Origin of the sequence: Kordiimonas gwangyangensis DSM 19435 = JCM 12864 (genome assembly GCF_000375545.1) — a bacterium.
Taxonomy (GTDB): Bacteria; Pseudomonadota; Alphaproteobacteria; order Sphingomonadales; family Kordiimonadaceae; genus Kordiimonas; species Kordiimonas gwangyangensis.
Genome location: NZ_AQXF01000002.1, coordinates 362,324 through 385,354 on the forward strand (window position 1 = coordinate 362,324; position 23,031 = coordinate 385,354).

At 56.9% G+C, this 23,031-nt stretch carries 20 protein-coding genes; 14 read left to right on the top strand and 6 right to left on the bottom strand.

Annotation, left to right across the window (positions count from 1 at the left end):
- Nucleotide 1 precedes the first annotated feature (1 nt).
- From B150_RS0106680 to B150_RS0106690, 3 genes are all read left to right on the top strand, one after another.
- Nucleotides 2-2,791: an Rne/Rng family ribonuclease gene (locus tag B150_RS0106680; protein ID WP_026168243.1), complete on the top strand. Its 2,790-nt coding sequence runs from the start codon at nucleotides 2-4 to the stop codon at nucleotides 2,789-2,791.
- A 154-nt stretch (nucleotides 2,792-2,945) separates the two neighbouring features.
- Complete coding sequence (locus B150_RS20000; protein ID WP_020399125.1) at nucleotides 2,946-4,370, top strand: M48 family metalloprotease; 1,425 nt, start codon at nucleotides 2,946-2,948, stop codon at nucleotides 4,368-4,370.
- 24 nt (nucleotides 4,371-4,394) lie between these two features.
- Nucleotides 4,395-5,147, top strand: a complete 753-nt coding sequence (locus B150_RS0106690; RefSeq protein WP_020399126.1) for a DsbA family protein — start codon at nucleotides 4,395-4,397, stop codon at nucleotides 5,145-5,147.
- Between the two features lie 50 nt (nucleotides 5,148-5,197).
- On the opposite strand, the gene thiS is transcribed toward B150_RS0106690, so the two are convergent.
- On the bottom strand, nucleotides 5,198-6,187 hold the full coding sequence (thiS, locus tag B150_RS20005) for a sulfur carrier protein ThiS (protein ID WP_020399127.1): 990 nt from the start codon (nucleotides 6,185-6,187) through the stop codon (nucleotides 5,198-5,200).
- 154 nt (nucleotides 6,188-6,341) lie between these two features.
- Here thiS and aroQ point away from each other — a divergent pair, with 154 nt between their 5' ends.
- The 4 genes from aroQ to aat are packed head-to-tail and all read left to right on the top strand — an operon-like array spanning nucleotide 6,342 to nucleotide 9,324.
- Nucleotides 6,342-6,785, top strand: a complete 444-nt coding sequence (aroQ, locus tag B150_RS0106700) for a type II 3-dehydroquinate dehydratase (RefSeq protein WP_020399128.1) — start codon at nucleotides 6,342-6,344, stop codon at nucleotides 6,783-6,785.
- Between the two features lie 28 nt (nucleotides 6,786-6,813).
- Nucleotides 6,814-7,287, top strand: a complete 474-nt coding sequence (accB, locus tag B150_RS0106705) for an acetyl-CoA carboxylase biotin carboxyl carrier protein (protein ID WP_020399129.1) — start codon at nucleotides 6,814-6,816, stop codon at nucleotides 7,285-7,287.
- Between the two features lie 12 nt (nucleotides 7,288-7,299).
- Nucleotides 7,300-8,649 (top strand): acetyl-CoA carboxylase biotin carboxylase subunit, encoded by a 1,350-nt coding sequence (gene accC, locus B150_RS0106710; protein WP_020399130.1) that lies wholly within the window; start codon nucleotides 7,300-7,302, stop codon nucleotides 8,647-8,649.
- 15 nt (nucleotides 8,650-8,664) lie between these two features.
- A complete protein-coding gene (aat, locus tag B150_RS0106715) occupies nucleotides 8,665-9,324 on the top strand; it encodes a leucyl/phenylalanyl-tRNA--protein transferase (protein ID WP_020399131.1) in 660 nt (219 codons plus the stop codon).
- Here the strand turns inward: aat and B150_RS0106720 are convergent.
- The 3 genes from B150_RS0106720 to B150_RS0106730 are packed head-to-tail and all read right to left on the bottom strand — an operon-like array spanning nucleotide 9,261 to nucleotide 10,592.
- Nucleotides 9,261-9,704, bottom strand: coding sequence for a DUF2155 domain-containing protein (locus B150_RS0106720; protein ID WP_020399132.1), 444 nt, complete (start codon nucleotides 9,702-9,704; stop codon nucleotides 9,261-9,263). The two genes, aat and B150_RS0106720, sit on opposite strands and share 64 nt — an antisense overlap.
- A complete protein-coding gene (gene mlaD, locus B150_RS0106725; protein ID WP_020399133.1) occupies nucleotides 9,685-10,143 on the bottom strand; it encodes an outer membrane lipid asymmetry maintenance protein MlaD in 459 nt (152 codons plus the stop codon). Before mlaD ends, B150_RS0106720 begins: the two co-directional genes overlap by 20 nt.
- A gap of 50 nt (nucleotides 10,144-10,193) precedes the next feature.
- A complete protein-coding gene (locus tag B150_RS0106730; RefSeq protein WP_020399134.1) occupies nucleotides 10,194-10,592 on the bottom strand; it encodes an NADH:ubiquinone oxidoreductase subunit NDUFA12 in 399 nt (132 codons plus the stop codon).
- Between the two features lie 497 nt (nucleotides 10,593-11,089).
- Between B150_RS0106730 and B150_RS0106735 the strand changes: the two genes are divergently transcribed.
- The 3 genes from B150_RS0106735 (at nucleotide 11,090) to B150_RS23230 (ending at nucleotide 17,613) form a co-directional block, all read left to right on the top strand.
- Nucleotides 11,090-14,755, top strand: a complete 3,666-nt coding sequence (locus B150_RS0106735; protein ID WP_020399135.1) for a vitamin B12-dependent ribonucleotide reductase — start codon at nucleotides 11,090-11,092, stop codon at nucleotides 14,753-14,755.
- A 252-nt stretch (nucleotides 14,756-15,007) separates the two neighbouring features.
- Complete coding sequence (locus tag B150_RS20010) at nucleotides 15,008-16,774, top strand: putative bifunctional diguanylate cyclase/phosphodiesterase (protein ID WP_020399136.1); 1,767 nt, start codon at nucleotides 15,008-15,010, stop codon at nucleotides 16,772-16,774.
- A gap of 113 nt (nucleotides 16,775-16,887) precedes the next feature.
- Nucleotides 16,888-17,613, top strand: a complete 726-nt coding sequence (locus tag B150_RS23230) for a DUF4389 domain-containing protein (RefSeq protein ID WP_155859965.1) — start codon at nucleotides 16,888-16,890, stop codon at nucleotides 17,611-17,613.
- Nucleotides 17,614-17,764: 151 nt separating this feature from the next.
- Here the strand turns inward: B150_RS23230 and B150_RS20020 are convergent, their stop codons facing one another.
- Entirely contained in the window at nucleotides 17,765-18,706 is a 942-nt protein-coding gene (locus tag B150_RS20020) for a glycerophosphodiester phosphodiesterase family protein (RefSeq protein ID WP_020399139.1), read from the bottom strand.
- Nucleotides 18,707-18,909: 203 nt separating this feature from the next.
- Here B150_RS20020 and B150_RS0106760 point away from each other — a divergent pair, with 203 nt between their 5' ends.
- On the top strand, nucleotides 18,910-19,353 hold the full coding sequence (locus B150_RS0106760; RefSeq protein WP_020399140.1) for a hypothetical protein: 444 nt from the start codon (nucleotides 18,910-18,912) through the stop codon (nucleotides 19,351-19,353).
- Nucleotides 19,343-20,296: a sterol desaturase family protein gene (locus tag B150_RS0106765; RefSeq protein ID WP_020399141.1), complete on the top strand. Its 954-nt coding sequence runs from the start codon at nucleotides 19,343-19,345 to the stop codon at nucleotides 20,294-20,296. Before B150_RS0106760 ends, B150_RS0106765 begins: the two co-directional genes overlap by 11 nt.
- 6 nt (nucleotides 20,297-20,302) lie before the next feature.
- Here B150_RS0106765 and B150_RS23235 read toward each other — a convergent pair whose 3' ends face one another.
- Nucleotides 20,303-20,464 (bottom strand): hypothetical protein, encoded by a 162-nt coding sequence (locus B150_RS23235; protein ID WP_020399142.1) that lies wholly within the window; start codon nucleotides 20,462-20,464, stop codon nucleotides 20,303-20,305.
- 184 nt (nucleotides 20,465-20,648) lie between these two features.
- Between B150_RS23235 and B150_RS0106775 the strand changes: the two genes are divergently transcribed.
- On the top strand, nucleotides 20,649-21,830 hold the full coding sequence (locus B150_RS0106775; protein ID WP_020399143.1) for an acetyl-CoA C-acyltransferase: 1,182 nt from the start codon (nucleotides 20,649-20,651) through the stop codon (nucleotides 21,828-21,830).
- Nucleotides 21,831-21,841: 11 nt separating this feature from the next.
- Entirely contained in the window at nucleotides 21,842-22,975 is a 1,134-nt protein-coding gene (locus B150_RS0106780) for an acyl-CoA dehydrogenase family protein (RefSeq protein ID WP_020399144.1), read from the top strand.
- Nucleotides 22,976-23,031 lie beyond the last annotated feature (56 nt).

The following is a 23,031-nucleotide window of genomic DNA, read 5'->3' on the forward strand; positions in this document are numbered from 1 at the left end:
TATGTCGACAAGAATGCTTATCGACGCGCGTCACTCTGAAGAGACGCGAGTCACCGTTGTCAAGGGAAGCCGCGTAGAGGAATTCGATTACGAATCAGCAACACGACGCCAACTTAAAGGGAATATCTATCTTGCACGCGTAACTCGCGTGGAGCCTTCCCTGCAGGCGGCCTTCGTGGAATACGGCGGAAACCGTCACGGTTTCCTCGCTTTTAGCGAAATCCACCCTGACTATTACCAAATCCCGGTTGAAGACCGCGAAGAACTGATCGCTGCTGAAACGCAAGCCGTTGAATCCTTCGTGGACGACGAACCGCATGACGAAGATGCCCCGGCTGCCGAGGCTGATGCCGGCGGCGAAGAAGCGCCCGAAGTCAAAGACAGCGACGAAGACGAAAAGGACGCGGAGATTGAAGCCGCTGCCGAACGTCGCCGCAGCCTGCGTGTGCTGAAGCGCAAATATAACATTCAGGAAGTGATCAAGCGCCGTCAGGTGCTGCTGGTCCAGGTGGTCAAAGAAGAGCGCGGCAACAAAGGTGCGGCTCTCACCACTTACCTGTCGCTTGCTGGCCGTTACTGCGTTCTGATGCCGAACTCCACCCACGCTGGTGGTATCAGCCGTAAGATTTCTTCCGCCGCCGACCGCAAACGCCTGAAGAAAATGATTTCCGACCTCGAGGTTCCAGAGGAAATGGGCCTCATCGTCCGCACAGCGGGCATGAAGCGCACCAAGACCGAGGTCAAACGCGATTATGAATATCTGCTGCGTCTGTGGAACGGCATCCGTGAACTGACGCTGCAAAGCGTTGCCCCTGCCCTCGTTTACGAGGAAGGCAACCTGATCAAGCGCACGATCCGTGACCTTTACACCCGCGATGTGGATGAAATCCTCGTCGAAGGTGAAGCGGGCTACCGCGCAGCGAAGGACTTCATGAAGCTCCTGATGCCGAGCCACGCCAAGAAAGTTCAACACTATAAAGACCGCATTCCGCTCTTCCACCGGTATCAGGTGGAAAGCCACCTTGAAGCCATGTACCAGCCCGTGGTGCAGCTCAAGTCCGGCGGTTATATTGTCATCAACCCGACCGAAGCGTTGATCTCGATCGACGTGAACTCGGGCCGTGCGACCCGCGAACACAATATCGAGGAAACCGCCCTCAAGACCAACATGGAAGCCGCTGAAGAAGTAGCGCGCCAGCTTCGCCTGCGCGACATGGCCGGCCTTGTGGTCATCGATTTCATCGACATGGAAGAGCGCAACAACAACCGTGCGGTGGAACGCCGCATGAAAGATGTGCTCAAGAACGACCGTGCACGCATCCAGGTTGGCCGTATCTCTTCTTTCGGCCTCATGGAAATGTCGCGCCAACGTCTGCGTCCTAACCTTCTTGAAGCCAGCATGGAAACCTGTTCGGCATGTTCCGGCATGGGTGTTGTACGCTCGGTCGAAAGCGCGTCGCTCATGGTGCTGCGCCAGCTTGAAGAAGAAGGCATTCGTGGCCGCAGCTCCATCGTTCGCGTGACCGCGAGCCCGGACGTAGCCATTTATCTTCTGAACAAGAAGCGCGCGATGCTTTCAGACCTCGAGACGACCTATGACTTTGTCATTGAAGTCCTCTCGTCGGTCAGTATGGCCCCTGCTGAAGTTGAGATCACCCGCGAAGCGATGGTGGCAGGCGGCAAGCCGGAAGGCAGCACCGAGAGCGCCGCTGTCAAGCCGGATAGCGCAGCCAGCATCGCAGCGATGATCCCTGCAGCGCCTGAGCCTGCCGAGACTGCTGCTCGTGAAGAGAAAGTTGTGTCGGAAGACGACAAACCGCGCCGCAAGCGTCGCCGTCGTCGTCGTCGTCGTCGTGGTGAAGATGGGGCCGAGAATGGCGCACCTCAGCAGCAGGCACACGCTGATGCTGAGGGCGATGAGGAAGCTGGCGAAGCCAGAGAAGAAACGGCGAAAGCTGACAGTGAAACCGATGGTGAAGCGCGCGAGGACCGCCCGCGCCGCCGCCGCGGCAGCCGTGGAGGCCGCCGGCGCCGTGAACGCAACGAAGCACAGAAGCCGGAAGGCGAAAGCCAGGCTGAAGCTGCCGCTGCGGGCGAAGAAGCTGCTGAAGCCGACGCTTCTGAAGCTCCCGTTGCCGCTCAAGCCGAGGCAAGTGAAGAGAAGAAGCCTGCCCGTCGCCGTCGCCGCGTTGTAAAGAAGGCGGATGACGAAGCCGCAGCGCCTGAGGCAACTGCTGAAGCCGCAGCGCCGGTCGCGGAAGCCGTGGCAGAACCAGAGGCTGAAGCTGAAGAAGCGCCGAAGCCACGCCGCCGTGCACCGCGCCGCAAGGCTGCCGCTGAAGCGGTGAGTGAACCTGCAGAAGCCAAGGTTGAAGCCCCGGCACCCGAAGCTGAGGAAAAGCCGAAGCGCCGCACGCGCAAAAAGGCTGAGCCAAAAGCTGACGCCGCACCAGTAGCAGACGCTGCTGAAACTGCGGTGGAAGAAAAGCCGAAAAAAGCTGCACCGCGTCGCCGCACCAAAAAGGCGGAAGAGCCAAAAGCTGAGGCACCTGCTGCTGAAGCGCCTGCGGTCGAAAAGCCCGCAACGGAAAAAGCGGAAGCCCCGGCCAAAGCCGAAGCGGCAGCAAAGCCTGCAGCGCGCAAGAAACCAGCGGCTGAGAAGCCTGCACCAGCTGACAAGCCTGTGCAGTCGATCAAAGTTGCGGCCGGTTCCGGCGATGTATCTGAAGCAGACGCAGAGGGTGACGACTCGCCAAAGCGTAAAGGCTGGTGGCAACGTACCTTCGGCTAATAGCTGAGAAATAGACACCAAAAGGCGGCGAGGCCACAGCTTCGCCGCCTTTTGTTTTTAGATTGCCGCAATGATTTCACGGGCTTGTCAATCATTGTTCATTGACGATTAAGCCCACGCGCCCTAGCGTTCAGACGAAAGTTGGAGGGATATTTTGCGCGTCACATTCAAACATGCCGTACTTAGCGTGCTTTTGCTCCTTGTGCTGCCATTCTCGGCCGCGCGGGCGCAGTCGATCCTCCGCGATGCGGAGACCGAAGCTTTTCTCCATAAAGCGTCGGATCCGCTGTTTCTTGCGGCAGGACTGAATCCCAAGTCCGTGCACCTTTATCTTATCCACGATAATTCGATTAACGCCTTCGTGGCCGGAGGCCAGAATATCTTCATTCACTCAGGACTGATACTCGCGGCAGATGATGTGAATGAATTCCTTGGTGTTATGGCACACGAAACCTGTCACATCGCATGTGGGCACAGGGTGCGCCGCGCCGACGCAGCCAGCATTGCAGGCACAACCTCTATCCTCTCTATGGTGCTTGGCGCTGCGGCTATCCTCGCTGGTGGTGGTGACGCAGGCATGGGCATCTTCATGGCAGGCCAGTCGATGGCGCAAGGACAATATCTTGCCTATAGCCGCGGTCAGGAAAGCGAAGCTGACCTTGCTGGCGCACGCTACCTTGAAGAGGCCGGCGTACCAGGGGAAGGCATGATTGCGTTCTTTGAAAAGCTCCGTGATCAAGAGATTTTCGCGCAGATTCGTCAGGACCCTTATGTACGGTCTCACCCCCTCAACCGCACACGTATCATGCAGTTGCAGGAAGCTGTCGAGACAAGTCCTTATGCCGGCAAAGGCCCCAATGAGGACCTGAACGAGCAGTTTACGCGCCTCAAGGCAAAGCTTGCGGGTTATCTGTTTGAGCCGCGTCGCACGCTTCGGGACTATCCGCTCTCTGATAAAAGTGCTTCAGCACGCTATGCACGCGTCTATGCGTACCACAAGGCGCTTGAGTGGGACCTCGCGCTTGCAGAGACCGACGCACTCATCCAGATGGAGCCCGATAACGCCTATTTCCATGAAATCAAGGGCCAGATCCTTTTTGAGAATGGCCGCGTGCAGGAAAGCCTGCCTGTCTTCCGCAAGGCTGTGCAGCTCGCCCCCAAAGAGCCGCTAATTGCAACGGCCCTTGGTCAGGCCATGGTCTCGACGGAAGACGACAAGCTTATGGCTGAAGCCATCCCTATCCTCGAGGACGCCACGCGGCAGGACCGCGGCAACAGCTTCGCTTGGTTCAACCTTGCCAAAGCATACGCCTGGGTTGGGCGCGAAGCGGAAGCCAGCCTTGCCACGGCAGAACGCTTCTATTCCGCTGGTGCGCCCATGCAGGCCGTGATGCATGCCCAACGGGCGATGCAAGCCTTCGATGAAGGCACGCCGGAATGGCTGCGGGCACAGGATATCCTTTATGTTTCCGAAGAAGCGGCTGAGAAGATGCGCAAGTATCAGGAAGAGCGCCGCCGCAATGAGAACCGCCGCCGGTTTGAGGAAACAAGTTTTACAAACCCATTGTCGCATGAGTGACGTGTAGAAAGACAAAAGGCCAATATGTTCAAGAACTTCTTACTGGCAGCCGGTATGGCTGCTGCCTTCGCCCCTGCCCTGATGGCAGCCGACGATAGCGTGACAGCAACTGAGCGCGCGAAAATCGAAGGCGTTGTGAAGGAATACCTGATTGAGAACCCCGAGGTGATCATGGAGGCGATCCGCGAACTGCAGCGCCGCCAGACCCTTGCGCAGATGTTACCCTCGATCGAACTCTATCGTGACTATCTTGAAACGGATAGCGAAGCGCCAGTGCTTGGCAACCCCAATGGGGACGTCACCATCGTTGAGTTTTTCGACTACCGCTGTGGCTTTTGCCGTCGTCACTTCCCCGCTGTGATGAAGCTGGTGAAGGAAGACGGCAACATTCGCCTGATGCCGAAACAGTTCCCTATCCTTGATGGCAACGACGCAAAGCCGTTGTCCATGCTCTCGGCCAAGGCGGCACTTGCAGCCCACAAGCAGGGCCGCTTTGCGGAATTCCATACAGCTATGATGACTTCCGGTTCACAAGTGACCGAAGACAGCATCTATCAGATTGCTGGCAAGGTGGGGCTGGATGTCGCGCAACTGAAAGCCGATATGGGCGATAAGCTGATTGAAAAGCGCATCACCAACACGCTGGCGATTGGCCAGGATATCGGCTTCTCAGGCACGCCAGGCTACATTATCGGCAAGGACGTCGTGCTGGGTGCCGAAGGCTATGACCGCCTGAGGGAAGCAATTGAACGCGCCCGCGCGGAGAAGAACAGCTAGACAAAAAAGGCCGCATTAAGCGGCCTTTTTCTTGGTCTACGGCGCGAGCCCTATATAAGGCCCGATAGCGGTGAACTTGGATCAGCGTAGCGTTTCTTCGGCATGCGCCCTGCCAGATAGGCGGCCCGGCCGCTTTCAACAGCAAGCTTCATCGCGTGCGCCATCAGCACCGGCTTTTTTGCCTCCGCAATCGCGGTGTTCATCAACACACCGTCGCAGCCGAGCTCCATGGCAACAGCCGCGTCAGAGGCCGTGCCCACACCCGCATCCACCAACACCGGCACTTTGGCCTGCTCGATCATCAGTCTGATCTGCACCGGGTTCTGGATACCAAGGCCCGAGCCGATGGGCGCACCGAGCGGCATGATCGCCACACAGCCCATATCTTCAAGACGCTTGGCCGCAATCGGGTCGTCCGAACAGTAAACCATGACCTTGAAACCGTCCTTGATCAGCGCCTCGGCTGCTGTGAAGGTTTCAAGCATATTCGGGTAAAGCGTTTTCTGGTCGCCAAGCACCTCTAGCTTCACAAGGTCCCAGCCGCCAGCCTCGCGTGCGAGGCGCAGGGTGCGAACCGCGCTGTCGGCATCAAAGCAACCTGCCGTATTCGGCAGATAGGTGATTTTCTTGGGGTCGAGATAATCAACAAGCATGGGCTGGTTGGGGTCAGACACGTTCACCCGGCGCACGGCAACGGTCACGATTTCGGCACCCGAAGCTTCAACAGCCTTTGCGGTTTCCTCGAAATCCTTGTATTTGCCTGTGCCCACGATCAAGCGGGACGAATATTCCTTGCCTGCCAGTTTCCAGGTGTCTTTGGTCTCGGTCACGTTTGTGTCCCCTCCGCCAATAAAATGAACAATTTCCAGTTGGTCGCCGTTCTCAAGTGTCACATCACCATAGGTCGATTTCGGCACAATCTCGCGGTTGCGCTCAACAGCCACTTTGGCCGGATTGATGCCGATTTCCTCGAGGTACGCGGCAAGGCTTGCCCCTTCCGGAGCCCGTTTCTGGTCGCCATTCACGGTAATACTGATCACGATACTCAAACCCTCTCGCGCAGGTCGCGCACAGATAACTGGATTTTCCGCGAAGAAACTTGCTCTTGCGGCTTTGCATGCCATGCATATGGCATTATACAGGGGGCATCAAGCGATCTGTCGAAACATTGGATCCGATTTTATGAGTGCAAACATGCCGAACACGATCATGGTCCTGAACGGACCCAATCTCAACATGCTCGGCAGCCGGGAGCCTGAAACTTACGGCACACTCACCCTGCCCGAGATCGGCAGCATGGCGAAAGACCATGCCAAGACGCTGGGCTATGATACCGATTTTCGTCAGTCAAACCATGAGGGCACGCTTGTTGACTGGATTCAGGAAGGTGGCGACGGCGCCTGCGGTATTATTCTCAATGCCGGGGCCTATACGCACACATCCATTGCCATCCGGGACGCGATCGCCGCCATCAAGACACCCGTTATTGAAGTACATCTCTCGAATGTGTTTGCGCGGGAGGAATTCCGTCATCATTCCTATATCTCCGATGTGGCGAAGGGCGTGATTTGCGGATTTGGCGCGTCGGGTTATGTGCTTGCGATTGACGCGATTGCGAGTATGCTGCGCGTCAAATAACGTTAGAGGGGTTAAGGGCCTTAATTACATGTCTAAGATCAAAGATTATAAAGAACTTATCCGCGAGCTTGCTGAGCTTCTCGACAAATCCACCCTCTCCGAGATCGAGGTAGAGGAAGAGGATTTCCGTATCCGCGTTGCACGTGAAGTGCCTGCGGCTGTCAATTACACCGCCCCTGCGGCTGCCATGCCAGTGGCAGCACCCGCAGCGGTTGCGGCACCTGCTGCTGCACCTGCGGCACCGGCAGCAGCGAACCCTGCAGACCACCCGGGCGCAGTAACTGCACCGATGGTAGGCACGGTATATACTGCACCAAGCCCGGGCGCTGACGCGTTCATCAAAGTGGGAGACACGGTGAAGGAAGGCGATACGCTTCTGATCATCGAAGCGATGAAGGTCATGAACCAGATCGCCGCTCCGAAGTCCGGTAAAGTGAAAGAGATCTTCTTCTCCGACGCGCAGCCGGTCGAATTTGGTGAAATCCTCTGCATCGTCGAATAGAGGTAGCCCCGAATGTTTAAGAAAGTTCTTATCGCAAACCGTGGTGAAATCGCGCTCCGCATTCACCGTGCCTGTCATGAGATGGGCATCAAGACGGTTGCGGTTCATTCGACCGCCGACAGCGATGCCATGCATGTGCGTCTTGCGGACGAAAGCGTTTGCATCGGCCCGCCATCCTCGGGCCAGAGCTACCTGAACATCCCGGCCATCATTTCTGCGGCCGAGATCACAGGGGCTGATGCCATTCACCCGGGGTACGGTTTCCTGTCGGAAAACGCCCGCTTTGCCGAGATCGTGGGCGACCACGGAATCACCTTCATTGGCCCCTCGCCCGAACATATCCGGATGATGGGTGACAAGATCACCGCCAAGGAAACCGTGAAGAAACTGGGCATTCCAGTTGTTCCGGGTTCTGCTGGCGGTATCACCGAAGATGATGAAGCCAAGCGTGTGTGCGAGGAAATAGGCTATCCTGTGATCATCAAGGCGTCCGCTGGTGGTGGGGGCCGTGGCATGCAGATTGTGCGGAGCGCGGATGAGCTCTCCCGCAAGCTGCAGACATGCCGCACCGAAGCCAAGGCAGCCTTCGGTGACGACGCGGTCTATATCGAGAAATTCCTCCAGAAGCCGCGCCATATCGAATTCCAGATCATTGGCGACAACCACGGCAACTGTATCCACCTTGGTGAGCGTGACTGCAGCCTGCAGCGCCGGCACCAGAAGGTGCTTGAGGAAGCACCCTCACCCGTGATCGACAGCGAAACCCGTTCGCGTATGGGCGGCATTGTCTCAAAAGCGATGGCTGACTTCGGTTACTGCGGTGCTGGCACGATCGAGTTTCTCTATGAGGACGGTGAGTTCTATTTCATTGAAATGAACACCCGTCTTCAGGTGGAACACCCGGTGACCGAGATGATCACCGGTATCGATATCGTGAGGGAGCAGATCAGGGTCGCGTCCGGCGAGAAGCTCTCTTACTCGCAGGACATGGTGCGTTTCTTTGGCCACGCCATCGAATGCCGTATCAATGCCGAGCATCCGTTCACTTTCATGCCAAGCCCGGGTAACGTGACCCAGTATCACGTACCGGGCGGCCTGAACGTGCGCTGCGACAGTGCTGTATATGCTGGCTACAAGATCCCGCCATACTACGACAGCATGGTCGCGAAGCTGATTGTGTCGGGCTACACCCGCGAAGGCTGCCTGCTGCGTCTGCGCAGGTCCCTGGAGGAATATGTCATCGACGGTGTCGTGACCACCATTCCGCTCCACCAGGCGCTGATGGACGACGCAGAATTCCGCGCTGGGGCCTATGATATTCACTGGCTCGAAAAATTCCTTGAGAAACGCAAGGGCGAATAATGTAGGCTGGGGGTTATGCCACACGAAAGTATAACCCCCAACCTTCTCCTTCAGGCCTATTCGGCCGGTGTTTTCCCTATGGCCGATGGCCGTCAGGATGATGAGCTTTTCTGGGTCGACCCGGAAAACCGCGGTATCATTCCGCTTGATGGCTTTCACATCCCCCGCTCGCTCGCCAAAACCGTCCGACAGGACGTATTTGAGGTACGCACGGACACCGCGTTCCGTGACGTTGTACGCGCCTGTTCCAAGCCCGCGCGTGGCCGCGAGAGCACCTGGATCAGCGAACGTATCGAAGAGCTTTATACCGACCTTTTTGAGCGCGGATTCGCCCATTCGGTAGAATGCTGGCAGCAGGATAAGCTGGTGGGTGGGCTATACGGGGTATCCCTTGGCGGTGCCTTCTTTGGCGAAAGCATGTTTCACACAGTCACAGACGCGAGCAAGGTCGCCCTCGTCCACCTTGTGGCGCGGCTACGCCATGGCCATTTTGAACTTCTGGATACACAGTTTATCACAAGCCACTTGAAGCAGTTCGGCACGCGGGAAATCCCGCGCGCTGACTATCACGCACGGTTGCGTGAAGCCCTACTCGTTCATAAAGCGGATTTTCAGCGGTTGCCGGCGTCGCTGTCAGGCTCTGACATTTTGCAGTTGATGACCCAGACGTCATAGACCGGGTGTTCAAGTGCATTGAGTCCGGGGCTTGACGCTACCATCCAGCCCTCAAACACACGCTCCCGCGTGCCATGGCGCTTGATGTCGTCGATCTCAAGGTAAGCGAAGGTTTCCGGCGGTTCGATTGGCGGGCGCGTACGGCAGTATTTGGCGCTGAGCGCCAAAGTACCAAACTGCGTTTCTTCGCCTACCGGCAGCTCAATCTCTGTGATGCGCGCAGTGATTTTATCAAGCGCGCGCAGGACCACGATGTTGTGGTTTGTATTGTCGGACGCATTCGCGTCACCCTCGAGCGTACTTTGTGCAGCTACCGCGGGTGCCGCAAGCACAGCGCCAAGAAGCGTAAGACCGATAAGTCTATTCTTCTTTTTCAGCACTCGAGTCACCATACATGAATTTGCCGATAAGGCCGATGAGGTCAACTGCGTCCTGCGTTTCCTGGATTTCGTCACCCGGCGCAAGGTTTTCAAGCGAACCGCCAGGGCGCAGGCTCAGGTAGGTACCACCCAGCAGGCCCTCAGACGTAATCGCCGCTGCCGTATCCATAGGAAGCTGAACGTTTTCAGCAACCGAGAAACGCACAATAGCCTGATATGTCTTGGGGTCGAGCTCGCTGCCTACAATGGCGCCGACCTTGATGCCGGAAAGGCGCACATCTGCGCCAACACCAAGGCCGTCAATGCGCTCGAACCGCGCTGTCAGGGTATAGCCCCCTGAGACAGCGCCGTCCGTACGCTCATAAGCAAAAACGAGAAACCAGCCCGCTATGATCAGCACCAAGGCGCCAATCAGACTTTCAACCAAATTACTCGACATAAATATCTTCCGTAATCGTTATCCGCCTGATGCCGCTATGCCGCAGGGGCTTATGGGCGCCAGGCCTCATAATCGGATGCCGTTGCAGCACGCTCAGCCACAGCACCAAGCGCACCTTTGGGGAAATAGGCTTCAGCCGAGCCGGTTTTGTTCGGCTGGTGGTCTTTTTCCCACACTTTTTTCACAAGCGGTGCCTCAGTCGGGGCATCTTTGAGCGTATAGTGCAGCCAGCCGTGCCAGTCTGCCGGAACACGCGATGCTTCAACCGGGCCGTTCTTGTAGATCACCCAGCGCTTGCGACCGTTCTTTTCCTGATAATAGACGTTACCTTGTTCGTCTTCACCGACCTTCACACCCTTGCGGCGCGTGAACAGAAGCGTGCCGAAAGTAGCACTGTTCCACCACGTAAAGATGGGCGAGGAAAAGAGTTTAGAGATCAAACCAGCCATAGCGAATTTCCATACTTACTCGGTCAATTTCGGCTCGTTTAGCACGTTTGTGCGGCAAGGAAAAGCAGCAAGCGGCCTGTCGCGACAATTAGTGCCGTGCCTGAGCGCTTACCCGCCTTGCCCAATGAGTCGACAGCATGAAAATCCGTCCATGACCAAGGCCATATTTTTAAGCACGCTTTATGGACAGATTAAGGCAAAAAGCCAGAGATGAGGATGAGCAATGAGTCGGAAGCCCTCGTCTAGTATCCCGGCGACTGTCAATCACAATATATGGAAAAATAGGCTTGTCGCGAGACTGTTTTCGCCCCTAAACTTGTGGCCAACAAGGGCAGACCCACAAGATATTGTGGGCGGGTGACAGCGGCACAGGTAGATGAAAAAGGGCTTATAACCGGCGAGCGACCGGTCTTTTCCATTGTGCGCGTGCCGCCTTAACTGATGGCTGAAATAAGCGGAAGCGAGACTTCCGCATACCGAATTATCGGGGGAAACGCATGCGTATCGAACGCCAATTCACCAAAGATGTCTCATGCCCATATGCAGGCATGGACTGGCGAACCGCTGTCAGCGAGATTCGTAATCCGGACGGCACCACTGTTTTCCGTATGGATAACGTGGAAGTGCCGACGAGCTGGAGCCAAGTCGCAACGGACATCATTGCCCAGAAATACTTCCGTAAGGCGGGTGTACCGCAAGCGCTGGTTGCCGTTGAAGAAAACGACGTGCCAAGCTGGCTGTGGCGCAAAAAGCCTGATGACAAAGCGCTTGCGAAGCTGCCTGAGGGCGAACGCTACGCCTCTGAAACCAGTGCAAAGCAGGTTTTTGACCGTCTTGCCGGTACCTGGACCTACTGGGGCTGGAAAGGTGGATACTTTGAAGCAGAGGAGCACGCCCGCGCCTTCTATGACGAGATGCGTTTCATGCTGGCAAGCCAGATGGCCGCGCCCAACAGCCCGCAATGGTTCAACACCGGCCTCTTCTGGGCATACGGCATCGACGGCCCGGCTCAAGGCCACCACTATGTGGACTTTGAGACCGGCAAACTGGTCAAATCCAAAAGCGCCTATGAGCACCCCCAGCCGCACGCATGCTTCATTCAAAGCGTCGCCGATGATCTGGTGAACGAAGGCGGCATCATGGATCTCTGGACCCGTGAAGCGCGCCTCTTCAAATATGGTTCCGGCACGGGTTCGAACTTCTCGAACATCCGCGGCAACGGCGAAGCGCTCTCCGGTGGCGGCAAGTCCTCCGGCCTGATGAGCTTCCTCAAAATCGGTGACCGGGCAGCAGGCGCCATCAAATCTGGCGGTACAACGCGCCGCGCGGCCAAAATGGTTGTGGTGGATATCGACCACCCGGATATTGAAGAGTTCATAAACTGGAAAGTTGTTGAAGAACAAAAAGTTGCAGCACTTGTCTCAGGCTCAAAGTTAAATGAAATTCACCTGAACCGCATCATCAAGGCGTGCCATGACGGCAAAGCCACCATGGGTGACGCGGCGTTTGAACCGAAGGAAAACAAGGAACTCAAGAAAGAGATTATCGCCGCCCGCAAGGTGATGATCCCTGAGAACTATGTGCAGCGTGTCATCCAGTTCGCGAAACAGGGTTACACCTCCATCGAGTTCAAGACCTATAACACAGATTGGGATTCCGACGCTTACCTGACCGTATCCGGCCAGAACTCCAACAACTCGATCCGCGTGAGCGACGATTTCATGCGCGCGATCAAGACCGGTGGTGACTGGCACCTCACGAGCCGCAAAGACGGTTCGGTCACCAAAAGCATCGCCGCCGCCGACCTGTGGCGCGACGTGGGCCACGCCGCATGGGCCTGCGCGGACCCTGGCATCCAGTTCCACACCACGATCAACGACTGGCACACCTGCCCCGCGAGCGGTGACATCCGCGCGTCGAACCCGTGCTCGGAATATATGTTCCTTGACGATACGGCATGTAACCTTGCTTCCCTGAACCTGATGACCTTCCGCGCGCCGGACGGGAGCTTCAAGGTCAAGGAATTCAAGCACGCAGTCCGCCTCTGGACCATGGTGCTCGAGATTTCCGTACTGATGGCACAGTTCCCGTCCAAGGAAATTGCCAAGCTTTCTTATGAATTCCGCACCCTTGGTCTAGGCTACGCCAACATTGGCGGCCTTTTGATGAGCCTTGGCCTTGGCTACGACAGTGACGCTGGCCGTGCGCTCTGCGGTGCCATCACAGCCCTGATGACCGGCGAAAGCTATGCAACATCCGCTGAAATGGCGTCCGAGCTTGGTGCGTTCCCTGGTTACCAGAAAAACGCAGACCATATGCTGCGCGTTATCCGCAACCATCGCCGCGCCGCTTACGGCCAGGATGACGGTTACGAGAAACTGAACACCAACCCTGTGCCGCTTGATATCGGCGGCTGCCCGGACAAAGCCATTGCAGTCGCTGCTGCTGAAGCCTGGGACCGCGCGCTTGAAATTGGCCAGGAACATGGTTTCCGTAACGCCCAAACGTCCGTGATTGCGCCCACAGGCACCATCGGCCTTGTGATGGACTGCGACACCACTGGCATTGAGCCTGACTTTGCACTGGTGAAGTTCAAGAAACTGGCCGGTGGCGGCTATTTCAAGATCATCAACCGCATTGTACCACAAGCGCTTGAGGTGCTGGGTTACAGCAAGGCCCAGATTGAGGATATCTCCCGCTACGCAGTTGGTCACGGCACGCTCAAAGGTGCGCCGGCCATCAACCATGACACCCTGCGTGCTAAAGGTTTCACCGGCCGGGAGCTCAATCTTGTTGAGGAGCAGCTTAAAAACGCCTTCGACATCAAGTTTGTGTTCAACCAGTGGACCCTCGGCACAGACTTCTGCACCGACAAACTGGGCATCAATGCCGATGACCTCAACGACTATAACTTCGACCTTCTGGCTGCCATTGGCTTCACGAAAGAAGAGATCGGCAAAGCCAACCTCTTCTGCTCCGGCTCGATGACGCTTGAAGGTGCGCCGCACCTCGCCAATGAACACTATGCCGTGTTCGACTGCGCGAACGCATGCGGCAAGATTGGCAAACGCTTCCTGTCATGGGAAAGCCATATCCGCATGATGGCAGCTGCCCAGCCGTTTATCTCGGGCGCGATCTCCAAGACCATCAATATGCCGAACTCGGCATCGGTTGAGGACTGCATGGAAGCCTATGAGCTCAGCTGGTCGCTCGCGCTCAAGGCCAATGCGCTTTACCGGGACGGCTCGAAACTCAGCCAGCCGCTTAACGCGGCACTTCTCGATGACGCGGACCTTGAGGACGACCTCGAAGATAAAACCATGGCGGAGCGCACCGAAGTGGTGGCGGAACGCATCGTTGAGCGTATCGTCGAGATCGAGCGTACCGCCGCAAGCCGCAAACGCCTGCCCGAACGCCGCAAAGGCTATACGCAGAAGGCAATCGTTGGTGGGCACAAGGTTTACCTGCGCACTGGCGAATACGACGACGGCAGCGTCGGCGAAATCTTCATTGATATGCACAAGGAAGGCGCCGCTTTCCGCAGCCTGATGAACAACTTCGCCATCGCGATCTCGATCGGGCTGCAGTACGGCGTGCCGCTTGAGGAATTTGTCGACGCCTTCACCTTCACCCGGTTCGAGCCCTTCGGCCGCGTGGAAGGCAACGAGACCATCAAGATGGCCACGTCGCTTCTCGATTATATCTTCCGCGAGCTTGCGATCTCCTATCTTGGCCGTGATGACCTTGCGCATGCCACACCAGCAGACTTCGCGCCTGACACCACGGGCCGCGGTGACGCGGGCGACAGCCTGCCGCAACTGGATGACGAAGTCACGGAAGCGCTGGAACGCGTTCAGAAATTTGCGTCCTCCGGTTACGTACGCGGCAGCAACCTTGTTGTGCTCAAGAGCAAAACCCAGCGTGACGACAAGGAGCTGGAGACTGTTGCCATGGCGACCGGCACACACGGCAGCACCACAGCCGTTTCCATGGGTTCAGCCATGGCAAACGGCGGTACTGACGCAACAGCCGACGCCCGTATGGCGGCGCGCATGAAGGGTTACGAGGGTGATGCTTGCGGCGAGTGCGGAAACTTCACGCTTGTACGCAACGGCACGTGCCTCAAGTGCGACACCTGTGGTGGCACCAGTGGCTGCAGCTAAGCGCCTGTAAAGATTTACAGAATTTACCCACCCACTAACCCGTCCCAGTGGGTGGTCATCTAGGGGAAGGTCCTGCCTTCCCCCTTTTTTTGTGTCAAATCGGGACAGAAAAAAATAGCGCCTTTGAATCTATTGTTTTTTTCTCGTTCAAATGATTATCCTTTACTAAATTTTTACGTTGCAGTGGTGAACTTCCCGGTGTGGCTGGGGGTCACATCATATTGAATTAGATCATTTAGGGTGGAGCCGAGAGTGGCGGACACGCAAAGACACAAGGTATCGCCGATTGACGATACCGCCGAAGGGGCTGCTCGAACTGCCCGGATTGTCAACACTTCTGCTGTTGTTGAGCGTCTACCTGTTGGTGTGCTCGTGTGTAGTGTCACCAGCGCCAATGTCATCGAAGCCCTGTTTGTAAATGGATTCGCCCGCGAGGTATTTTCCCTCACCGAATCGACCGTACTGCCCTGCCCGCTCGACACCATCTGGAATTCCGCCGACAACCATGTGCTTGCAGGCCAGGTCCTTGAGGTTTTCCGTACCGCGCGCGATAGCAATTTTGAATGGAGCATTCGTGCAGGCGTCATTGAACGCTTCCTGTCCTCCCACTTGATGCCGCTCCTGGACCATGAAGGCAATGTCTATCAGGTGATTTGCACCATCGAGGACCAGACAGCTGAGAAGCTCGCGGAACGCAACCTGTTGCACCATGCCTTCCATGACGCACTTACAGGCCAGCCAAACCGCGTATTGTTCCGCAACAAGCTTGAAGAAGCCGTGGCGGACTGTCAGCGCGAAGGCAACCAGACCGGCTGTGCCGTCCTCATTATCAACATCGACCGTTTCCAACAGATCAACGAAAGCTTCGGCCATTCGGCCGGTGACCGCTTCCTGATCTCAATGGCTTCGACACTCAGACGCTGTATCCGCAGCTCCGACACGCTGGCGCGTCTCTCTGGCGACGAGTTCGCAATCCTCGTGTCGCGTTTCAAGGACGTGGAAGAAGTGGAGATGATCTCCCGCCGCGTGCATGAAGCGATGCAGCAACCCTATGATCTGGACGGCAACGAGGTATTCACCTCTGTCTCCATCGGCGTGGCCACAACGCTCTCAAGCGCGACGCACCCCGAAGACCTGATCCGCGACGCAGACTTTGCCATGCACCGCGCCAAGGGCGCCGGTAAATCGCGGACCGAGATTTATCACCGGGATTCGCACCAGCGCGCCCGGTCGCAGTTCCACCTTGAAACCGAGCTACGGCGCGCCGTCGAGCGCAACGAGCTTGAGCTTTATTACCAGCCGATCATCGACCTTAAAACGTCCCAGTTGCATGGTTTTGAGGGCCTGACCCGTTGGATACACCGCGAACGCGGCTTTGTATCACCGGCCGAGTTTATCCCGCTTGCCGAGGAAACCGGTGTGATCGTCGCCCTTGGTCGCTGGGCACTCAAAGCAGCGTGCCATCAGATCAAAGCCTGGGTTGACGAGAACAGCGCAGACCATGCGGTACCCGTGAACGTGAACGTATCCGGCATCCAGTTTGCCCGCGACAATGTGGCAGCTGTGGTTGAAAAGGCACTCGAGGAAAGCGGCATTGATGGCCGGTTCCTGCGTATCGAACTGACGGAAAGTGCGATCATGGCAAACCCGATGCGTATTTCCGAATCGCTCAATCGCATTCGCAAACTTGGTGTGAAGGTGGCGCTGGATGACTTCGGTACCGGTTATTCGTCACTGAACTACTTGCACCAGTTCCCGATTGACGTGATCAAGATTGACCGCAGCTTCATCAACCAGCTCGAGCGCGGTAACGCACCTTACAAAATCCTGCAGATGATCGGCATGCTTGCGAGCAACCTTGGCCACGAAGTGGTGGCTGAAGGCCTTGAGGACCTTGAGCATATCAACATGCTTCGCGACCTCGATTTCGGCTACGGTCAGGGTTTCTATTTCTCGAAACCTGTGGCCGGCAAGGATGCAACCGAGATCGTCAAAGGCAACCTGCCCTGGCGCACCTGATATCTCCCTGCTTCCTTGCAGATTTTTACCGGGCAGCTTGAAGTTTGCCCGGCAATGCCCCACATCATCTGCTATACCAAAGCGATATAGTTGCATGAAACGCACAGGGGTGAATGATGAGCGAGGACGACAACAAAGCCACCACAGATAAAGCGGCTCCGGCTACCAAGAAGCCGGCTGCCCGTAAGGCTGCACCAAAGAAAACCGCGGCAAAGCCGGCGGCGGCGAAAAAGCCTGCTGCCAAGAAGACTGCGACGACGGCCAAAAAAGCTGCGCCAAAGAAAACCGGCGCCAGCGCAGCCTCAAAAACAGCCGCAGCGAAAAAAACACCGGTGCGCAAAGCTACGCCCAAAAAGCCTGCAGCACCTGTTGCGCCCACAGAAGATACACCGGAAGCAACGGCCGCTGCTGCCGCATCGGCCCCGCAACATGGTGATATTCTTGAGGATACGGTTGCTGCGGACGATAGCGTGAGCGGCGCATATACCGAACATTCCGACTATGAAGATACCTATTCCGAGAATACGCAATCAGATGACGATCGCTACTCAGCCGACAATCTGAAAGCCGAATTTGTCTCGAAGGACTGGGCGTCTGTTGGCACACGCGCGGCCTTCACGCTCTTCTATATTTTCGCCAGCTGGATTGCACTGCTGTTTGGCGCTGGCCTTACCGTCATCCAGTTCCTGATTTTCCTCGTTAGTGGTGAACCGAACGAGGTTATACGCCGCGGCATTCTGGCGATCGGACGCTACGTGGGCGATGTGGCAGCCTATTTCAGCTTTGCGACAGACGAACGCCCCTTCCCCTTCGGCAAGGACCTGCCGGAAGGCGAATAATTTCACCAAAATCAAAAAGACACCGAGGCGCTTAGGCGCCTCTTTTGTTGTCTAGAGCCCTACAGACTTGAATAGCATCTCACCGCCAAGCCTGATCACAGCCGCAGCTGCGATAGCGGTAAGAAAGCCTTTGATAAAATCCAGCATCGTGTCAGTCCACTTCACCTGGCCCGGCTGTCATAAGCCGGAAACTGTTGCGCGCTAAAATCGCGGTATCGGGAAAATCCGCGAACACGCCGTCAATGCCCTGAGCAAACAGGAATTTGAGCTCTTCGTCAACCGAACGAATACCATGCGGCACTTCATCGTTGCGAACCGTCCAGATATGAACCTTAAGCCCAAGCTTGTGCGCGTCCGCCACGATGCCTGATGGCTGCATGTTTTTGTCAACGAGGAGCGCCTTGTTGATGCCGATGCCGTCTACTTTGTCCGCATACATGGCGAGCGGCACTTCCAGTTCAAACTGGCCACCCTTCTCGACACCTTCGATCAACCAGATGAGCGCGGCGTCTGTCTTACCTTGAAAACCGGCGATATAGTCCGCGTTGAAACACTGGAAATAGAAGGGAATGCCTGCGCTGATAATCTCATCGAATTTCGCGAGCAGTTCATCCGTGGGGTCGAGACCCAGCTCAATGAACAGCTCTGGCCGCTTCATCTCCACATAAAGCCCGGCGTCTTCGCCATTGGCTTTGGCTTCCTTCATGAAGGCGATGATCTCATCGAAGGTCACGATGCTTTCGAGCCCGTCGAAGGTCTGGCCACGGCCCGGGCGCGGCTGAATGGCTTTAAGTGTTTTGAGTTCAGCAAGCGTGAAGTCAAACACATACCAGTCCTCATGTCCCTCAAGCGTGCGCTTGCGGTCCGCGAATTCGGGATGGTCGGCAATATCTGTGGTGTGGGAAAGATAAACGTCGTGACGTGCGACCAGATGGCCGTCTTTGCTCATCACAAGATCAGGCTCGATATAGTCGGCACCCTGCGCGAGGCCAACCTTATAGGACATCAGGGTATGCTCGGGCCGGTAGCCGCTGCCACCACGGTGCGCGATCACAATCGGCCCGTCTTCCTTCAGTGCCATATTATCAGCCATGACCGTTCCTCCCGAAAGCGCCAGCATAAGCGCACCAATGATCGTATAAAATCGCACCAACTATCCCCTCTTATGTCACCTGAAAGCTATAACGCTAGGCATGAACCGTGACAATATGAAGTCGGCAAAGAGCCTGCTTACATTCAAGACTTGACGGTCCAGTAAATACGCGCATGTATAGAGCATAAGGGAAGGTAAGGATCATGGACCCCATACAGGTTTTTGGCTCGCTTGCGGCTATTATGGTCACGGCATTCATTGCGGCACGTATGTTTCCGGTGAAAAATCCGCTCGATGACACTCGCGTGCGCAACAACATTGTACGCTTTGAGGCTGACGCCGTTATCGCGGAAATCCTGATTGCCGACGGCGGCAACGCCGCGCTCGCAAAACTGGATGCCCCGGCGGAGAGCATTGGCCTTACCGTGCAACTGGGCGACCGCGTGGTGTGCCGCATCCTGCGTGCGAGCGATATCAAGCGCGCCGATGCGAAAGATGGCAAGCTTATTATCCGGCTCGACGACTTTACCCAACCAAATGTCACCCTGCCCTTCGCTGACAAAGACAAACTGACCGCCGCGCGTGACCTTGTGAATAGCGTGGCCATAAAGTCCCCGACCGAGAAGGACGTATCCCATGCCGCTTGAGCTTGCCAAACCGACAGAGCTTGCCGTCCCGGCGTTCGTCTTCTTCGTGCTGGTGGAGATGATCTACGGCTGGAAAACCGGCCGCGCGAAGTTTGAGGGCAAAGATGCCTTCACCTCGCTCATCATGGGGCTTGGCAGCACAGTTTCAGGCACGCTGACAGCAGGCCTCTTCTTCGTGTTGAGTTACTGGATCTGGGATAATTTCCGCGTGTTTGACCTTGGTGCCGGGCTTTGGGTTTTCGCACTTGCCTTCGTGCTGGATGACTTTGCCTACTACTGGATCCACCGGTTTGGCCACCGTATGCGCTGGATGTGGGCGGCCCATGTGATCCACCACTCCAGCCAGCACTACAACCTGACAACAGCGCTCAGGCAGACATGGACCGGGCAGTTCACACCGGGTTTCCTGTTCAAGGTGCCACTTTTCCTCATGGGCATTGAGCCTGCCATCGTGTTTTTTGTCGCGGGCCTCAACCTTATTTACCAGTTCTGGATTCACACTGAAGCTATTGACCGCATGCCGCGCTGGTTCGAGGCCGTGATGAATACACCCAGCCACCACCGGGTGCACCACGCCAACAATCCCAAATATCTCGATGCCAATTACGCCGGTGTCTTCATCATATGGGACAAGATGTTTGGCACCTACATTCCAGAGGACCGGAATGAGCCATGCCGCTACGGCCTCGTGCGCGACCTTGGCACCTTCAACCCGCTGCGGGTGGCAACCCACGAATGGGTCGGCATATTCAAGGACATGTGGCATGCCAAGTCATGGAAACACAAGGCGCTGTTCCTCCTCGCGCCACCCGGCTGGACGCCTGACGGCAGCCGCAAGACAAGCGATATGATCCGCGCCGAATGGCTCGCACGTCAAAGTGCTGTAAAGTCTCAGGGTAATGAGGCTGCAGAAACGCCGGTTGTCACGCAACCGGCGGAATAAAGCGCTTTAGCTGCTTTTGCGTTTTGCAATCTGGTCGACCACGACACCCAGGATGGCACCAATGATGCCGCCGGCAATCGCTTCAATGCTGGCGATGAATGGCAGCCAGTTGCCGATGATCGCCCCAAGTACCAGGCCTGCAAAGGCATAAAAACCGATCCGCGTCATTGTCTGCTCTCCTGTCGCTTCATATATAAGCTGCCGGACCCCTATAAACAGGGTGCAGTGCACAGTCAATTCCGGCAATTTATTTTGCACTTGCGAAATAATCTTTTTTTGGCACAGTGTCGGCAATCAAAATTCAGGCTGACGGCGCACGCATAAGCTCAGCACAAAAGAAGGAGAGCCCCCAATGTCTCAGGATCCAATCGTCATCGTAGGTATGGCCCGCACGCCCATGGGTGGCCTTCTCGGTGACCTGTCTACGGTACCCGCGTCCGAGCTTGGTGCCATTGCCATCCGCGGCGCGCTCGAAAGCGCCGGCCTTGAAGCCGATGCGGTGAACGAGACTGTGATGGGCTGCGTTCTGCCCGCCGGCCAAGGCCAAGCCCCTGCCCGTCAGGCAAGCCTCAAGGCGGGTGTACCGCAAGGCACCGGTGCAGTGACCGTGAACAAAATGTGCGGCTCCGGCATGCAGGCGATGATGCAGGCGCACGACAGCCTTGTTGCAGGCTCCCGCAAGGTTGTTGTGGCTGGCGGCATGGAAAGCATGTCCCTCGCGCCGCATCTTCTGCCCACGGGCCGCACCGGCGTGAAATACGGCAACGCTACGATGCTTGACCATATGGCGCTTGATGGCCTGACGGACGCCTATAAGGGCGAGCCGATGGGCGTGTTTGCCGAGCTTTGCGCCGAACATTACCAGTTCACCCGTGATTCCCAGGACGCCTACGCAATCGAGAGCCTCAAGCGTGCGCAGCGCGCGATCGAGGATGGTTCTTTCGATGGTGAAGTTGTGCCTGTGACGATCAAAACCCGTGCCGGTGACGTTGAGATCAAGACCGACGAACAACCGCCGAAAGCCCGCCTCGACAAAATCCCGGGCCTGCGCCCGGCGTTCAAGAAAGACGGTACGGTGACGGCAGCGAACGCCAGCTCCATCTCCGACGGCGCTGCTGCTGTTGTGATGATGAGCAAGTCTGAAGCTGAAAAACGCGGCCTGAAGCCACTTGCCATCCTGAAAGCCCACGCAGACCACGCGCAAGCGCCGGAGTGGTTCACCACGGCGCCGGTTAACGCGATCCAGAACGTGCTTGATAAAGCCGGCTGGAGCGTGCGTGACGTTGACCTTTTTGAAGTGAACGAAGCCTTCGCTGTTGTTGCCATGGCTGCCATTCACGAGCTTGGCCTCGACCACGACAAAGTGAACGTAAACGGTGGTGCCTGTGCGCTTGGTCACCCGATTGGCGCATCCGGCGCGCGTATCTGTGTGACGCTTATCAACGCCCTCCGCAAACGTGGCCTGAAGCGCGGCGTCGCCAGCCTCTGCATCGGTGGCGGTGAAGCCACTGCCGTCGCTATCGAGCTCGCGTAAGGTCAAGCGCGATGATCCTCACCGAAGAGCAGCGCATGGTGCGGGACATGGCCCGCTCTTTCGCGCAGGACCGTATCGTCCCGAATGCGGCGGATTGGGAAAAAGCCGGTGAAATCCCGGCTGATTTCCTGCGCGAAATGGGCCAGCTTGGCCTTATGGGCATGACTGTGCCCGAGGAATGGGACGGCGCCGAGACAGACTATGTCTCCTACGCGCTCGCCCTCATGGAAATCGCGGCAGGTGACGGTGGCCTCTCCACGCTCATGAGCGTGAACAACGCGCCGGTATGCGCCGCCGTGCTTGCAAACGGTACCGATGCGCAGAAAGAGAAGTTCCTGAAGCCTCTCGCCCGTGGTGAGATGATTGGCGCTTTCTGCCTCACCGAACCGCAAGCTGGCTCTGACGCGTCCATGCTCAAAACGAAGGCTGAGCGCACCAATGCGGGTTGGGTCCTCAATGGCACCAAGCAGTTCATCACCTCCGGCAAGATTGGCGGCGCGGCGATTGTGTTTGCGGTGACCGATCCATCCGCTGGCAAGCGCGGCATCTCCGCCTTCCTCGTGCCGACCGATACCAAGGGGTATACGGTTGCGGGGCTTGAGCACAAGCTGGGCCAGAAATCGTCTGACACCTGCCAGATCGCCTTTGTCGACATGGAAGTGCCGACCGACTGCCTGCTGGGCGCGGAAGGCGCGGGCTACAAGGTTGCGCTCTCGAACCTCGAGACTGGCCGTATCGGCATCGCCGCGCAAAGTGTGGGCATGGCCCGCGCGGCTTATGAATACGCCCTCGCCTACGCGCAGGAACGTGAAGCCTTTGGCAAATCGATCATTGAACACCAGGCTGTTGGTTTCCGCCTTGCGGACATGGCAACCAAACTCAAGGCCGCTGAGCTGATGGTGCTGAACGCCGCCGCGATGAAAGATGCAGGCGAACCTTGCCTCAAGGAAGCCTGCATGGCCAAGCTCTATGCGTCTGAAACTGCGGAAGAGATTTGCTCCGCCGCAATCCAGACACTGGGTGGTTATGGCTACCTCTCGGAATATCCGGTTGAGAAAATCTACCGCGATGTGCGCGTGTGCCAGATTTATGAGGGCACATCCGACATCCAGCGCATCGTGATCAGCCGCGAAATCAACCGCTAAAACAAAAAAGCCCGAGAGCAACATCTGCTCCCGGGCTTTTTCTTGCCGCCACAGCT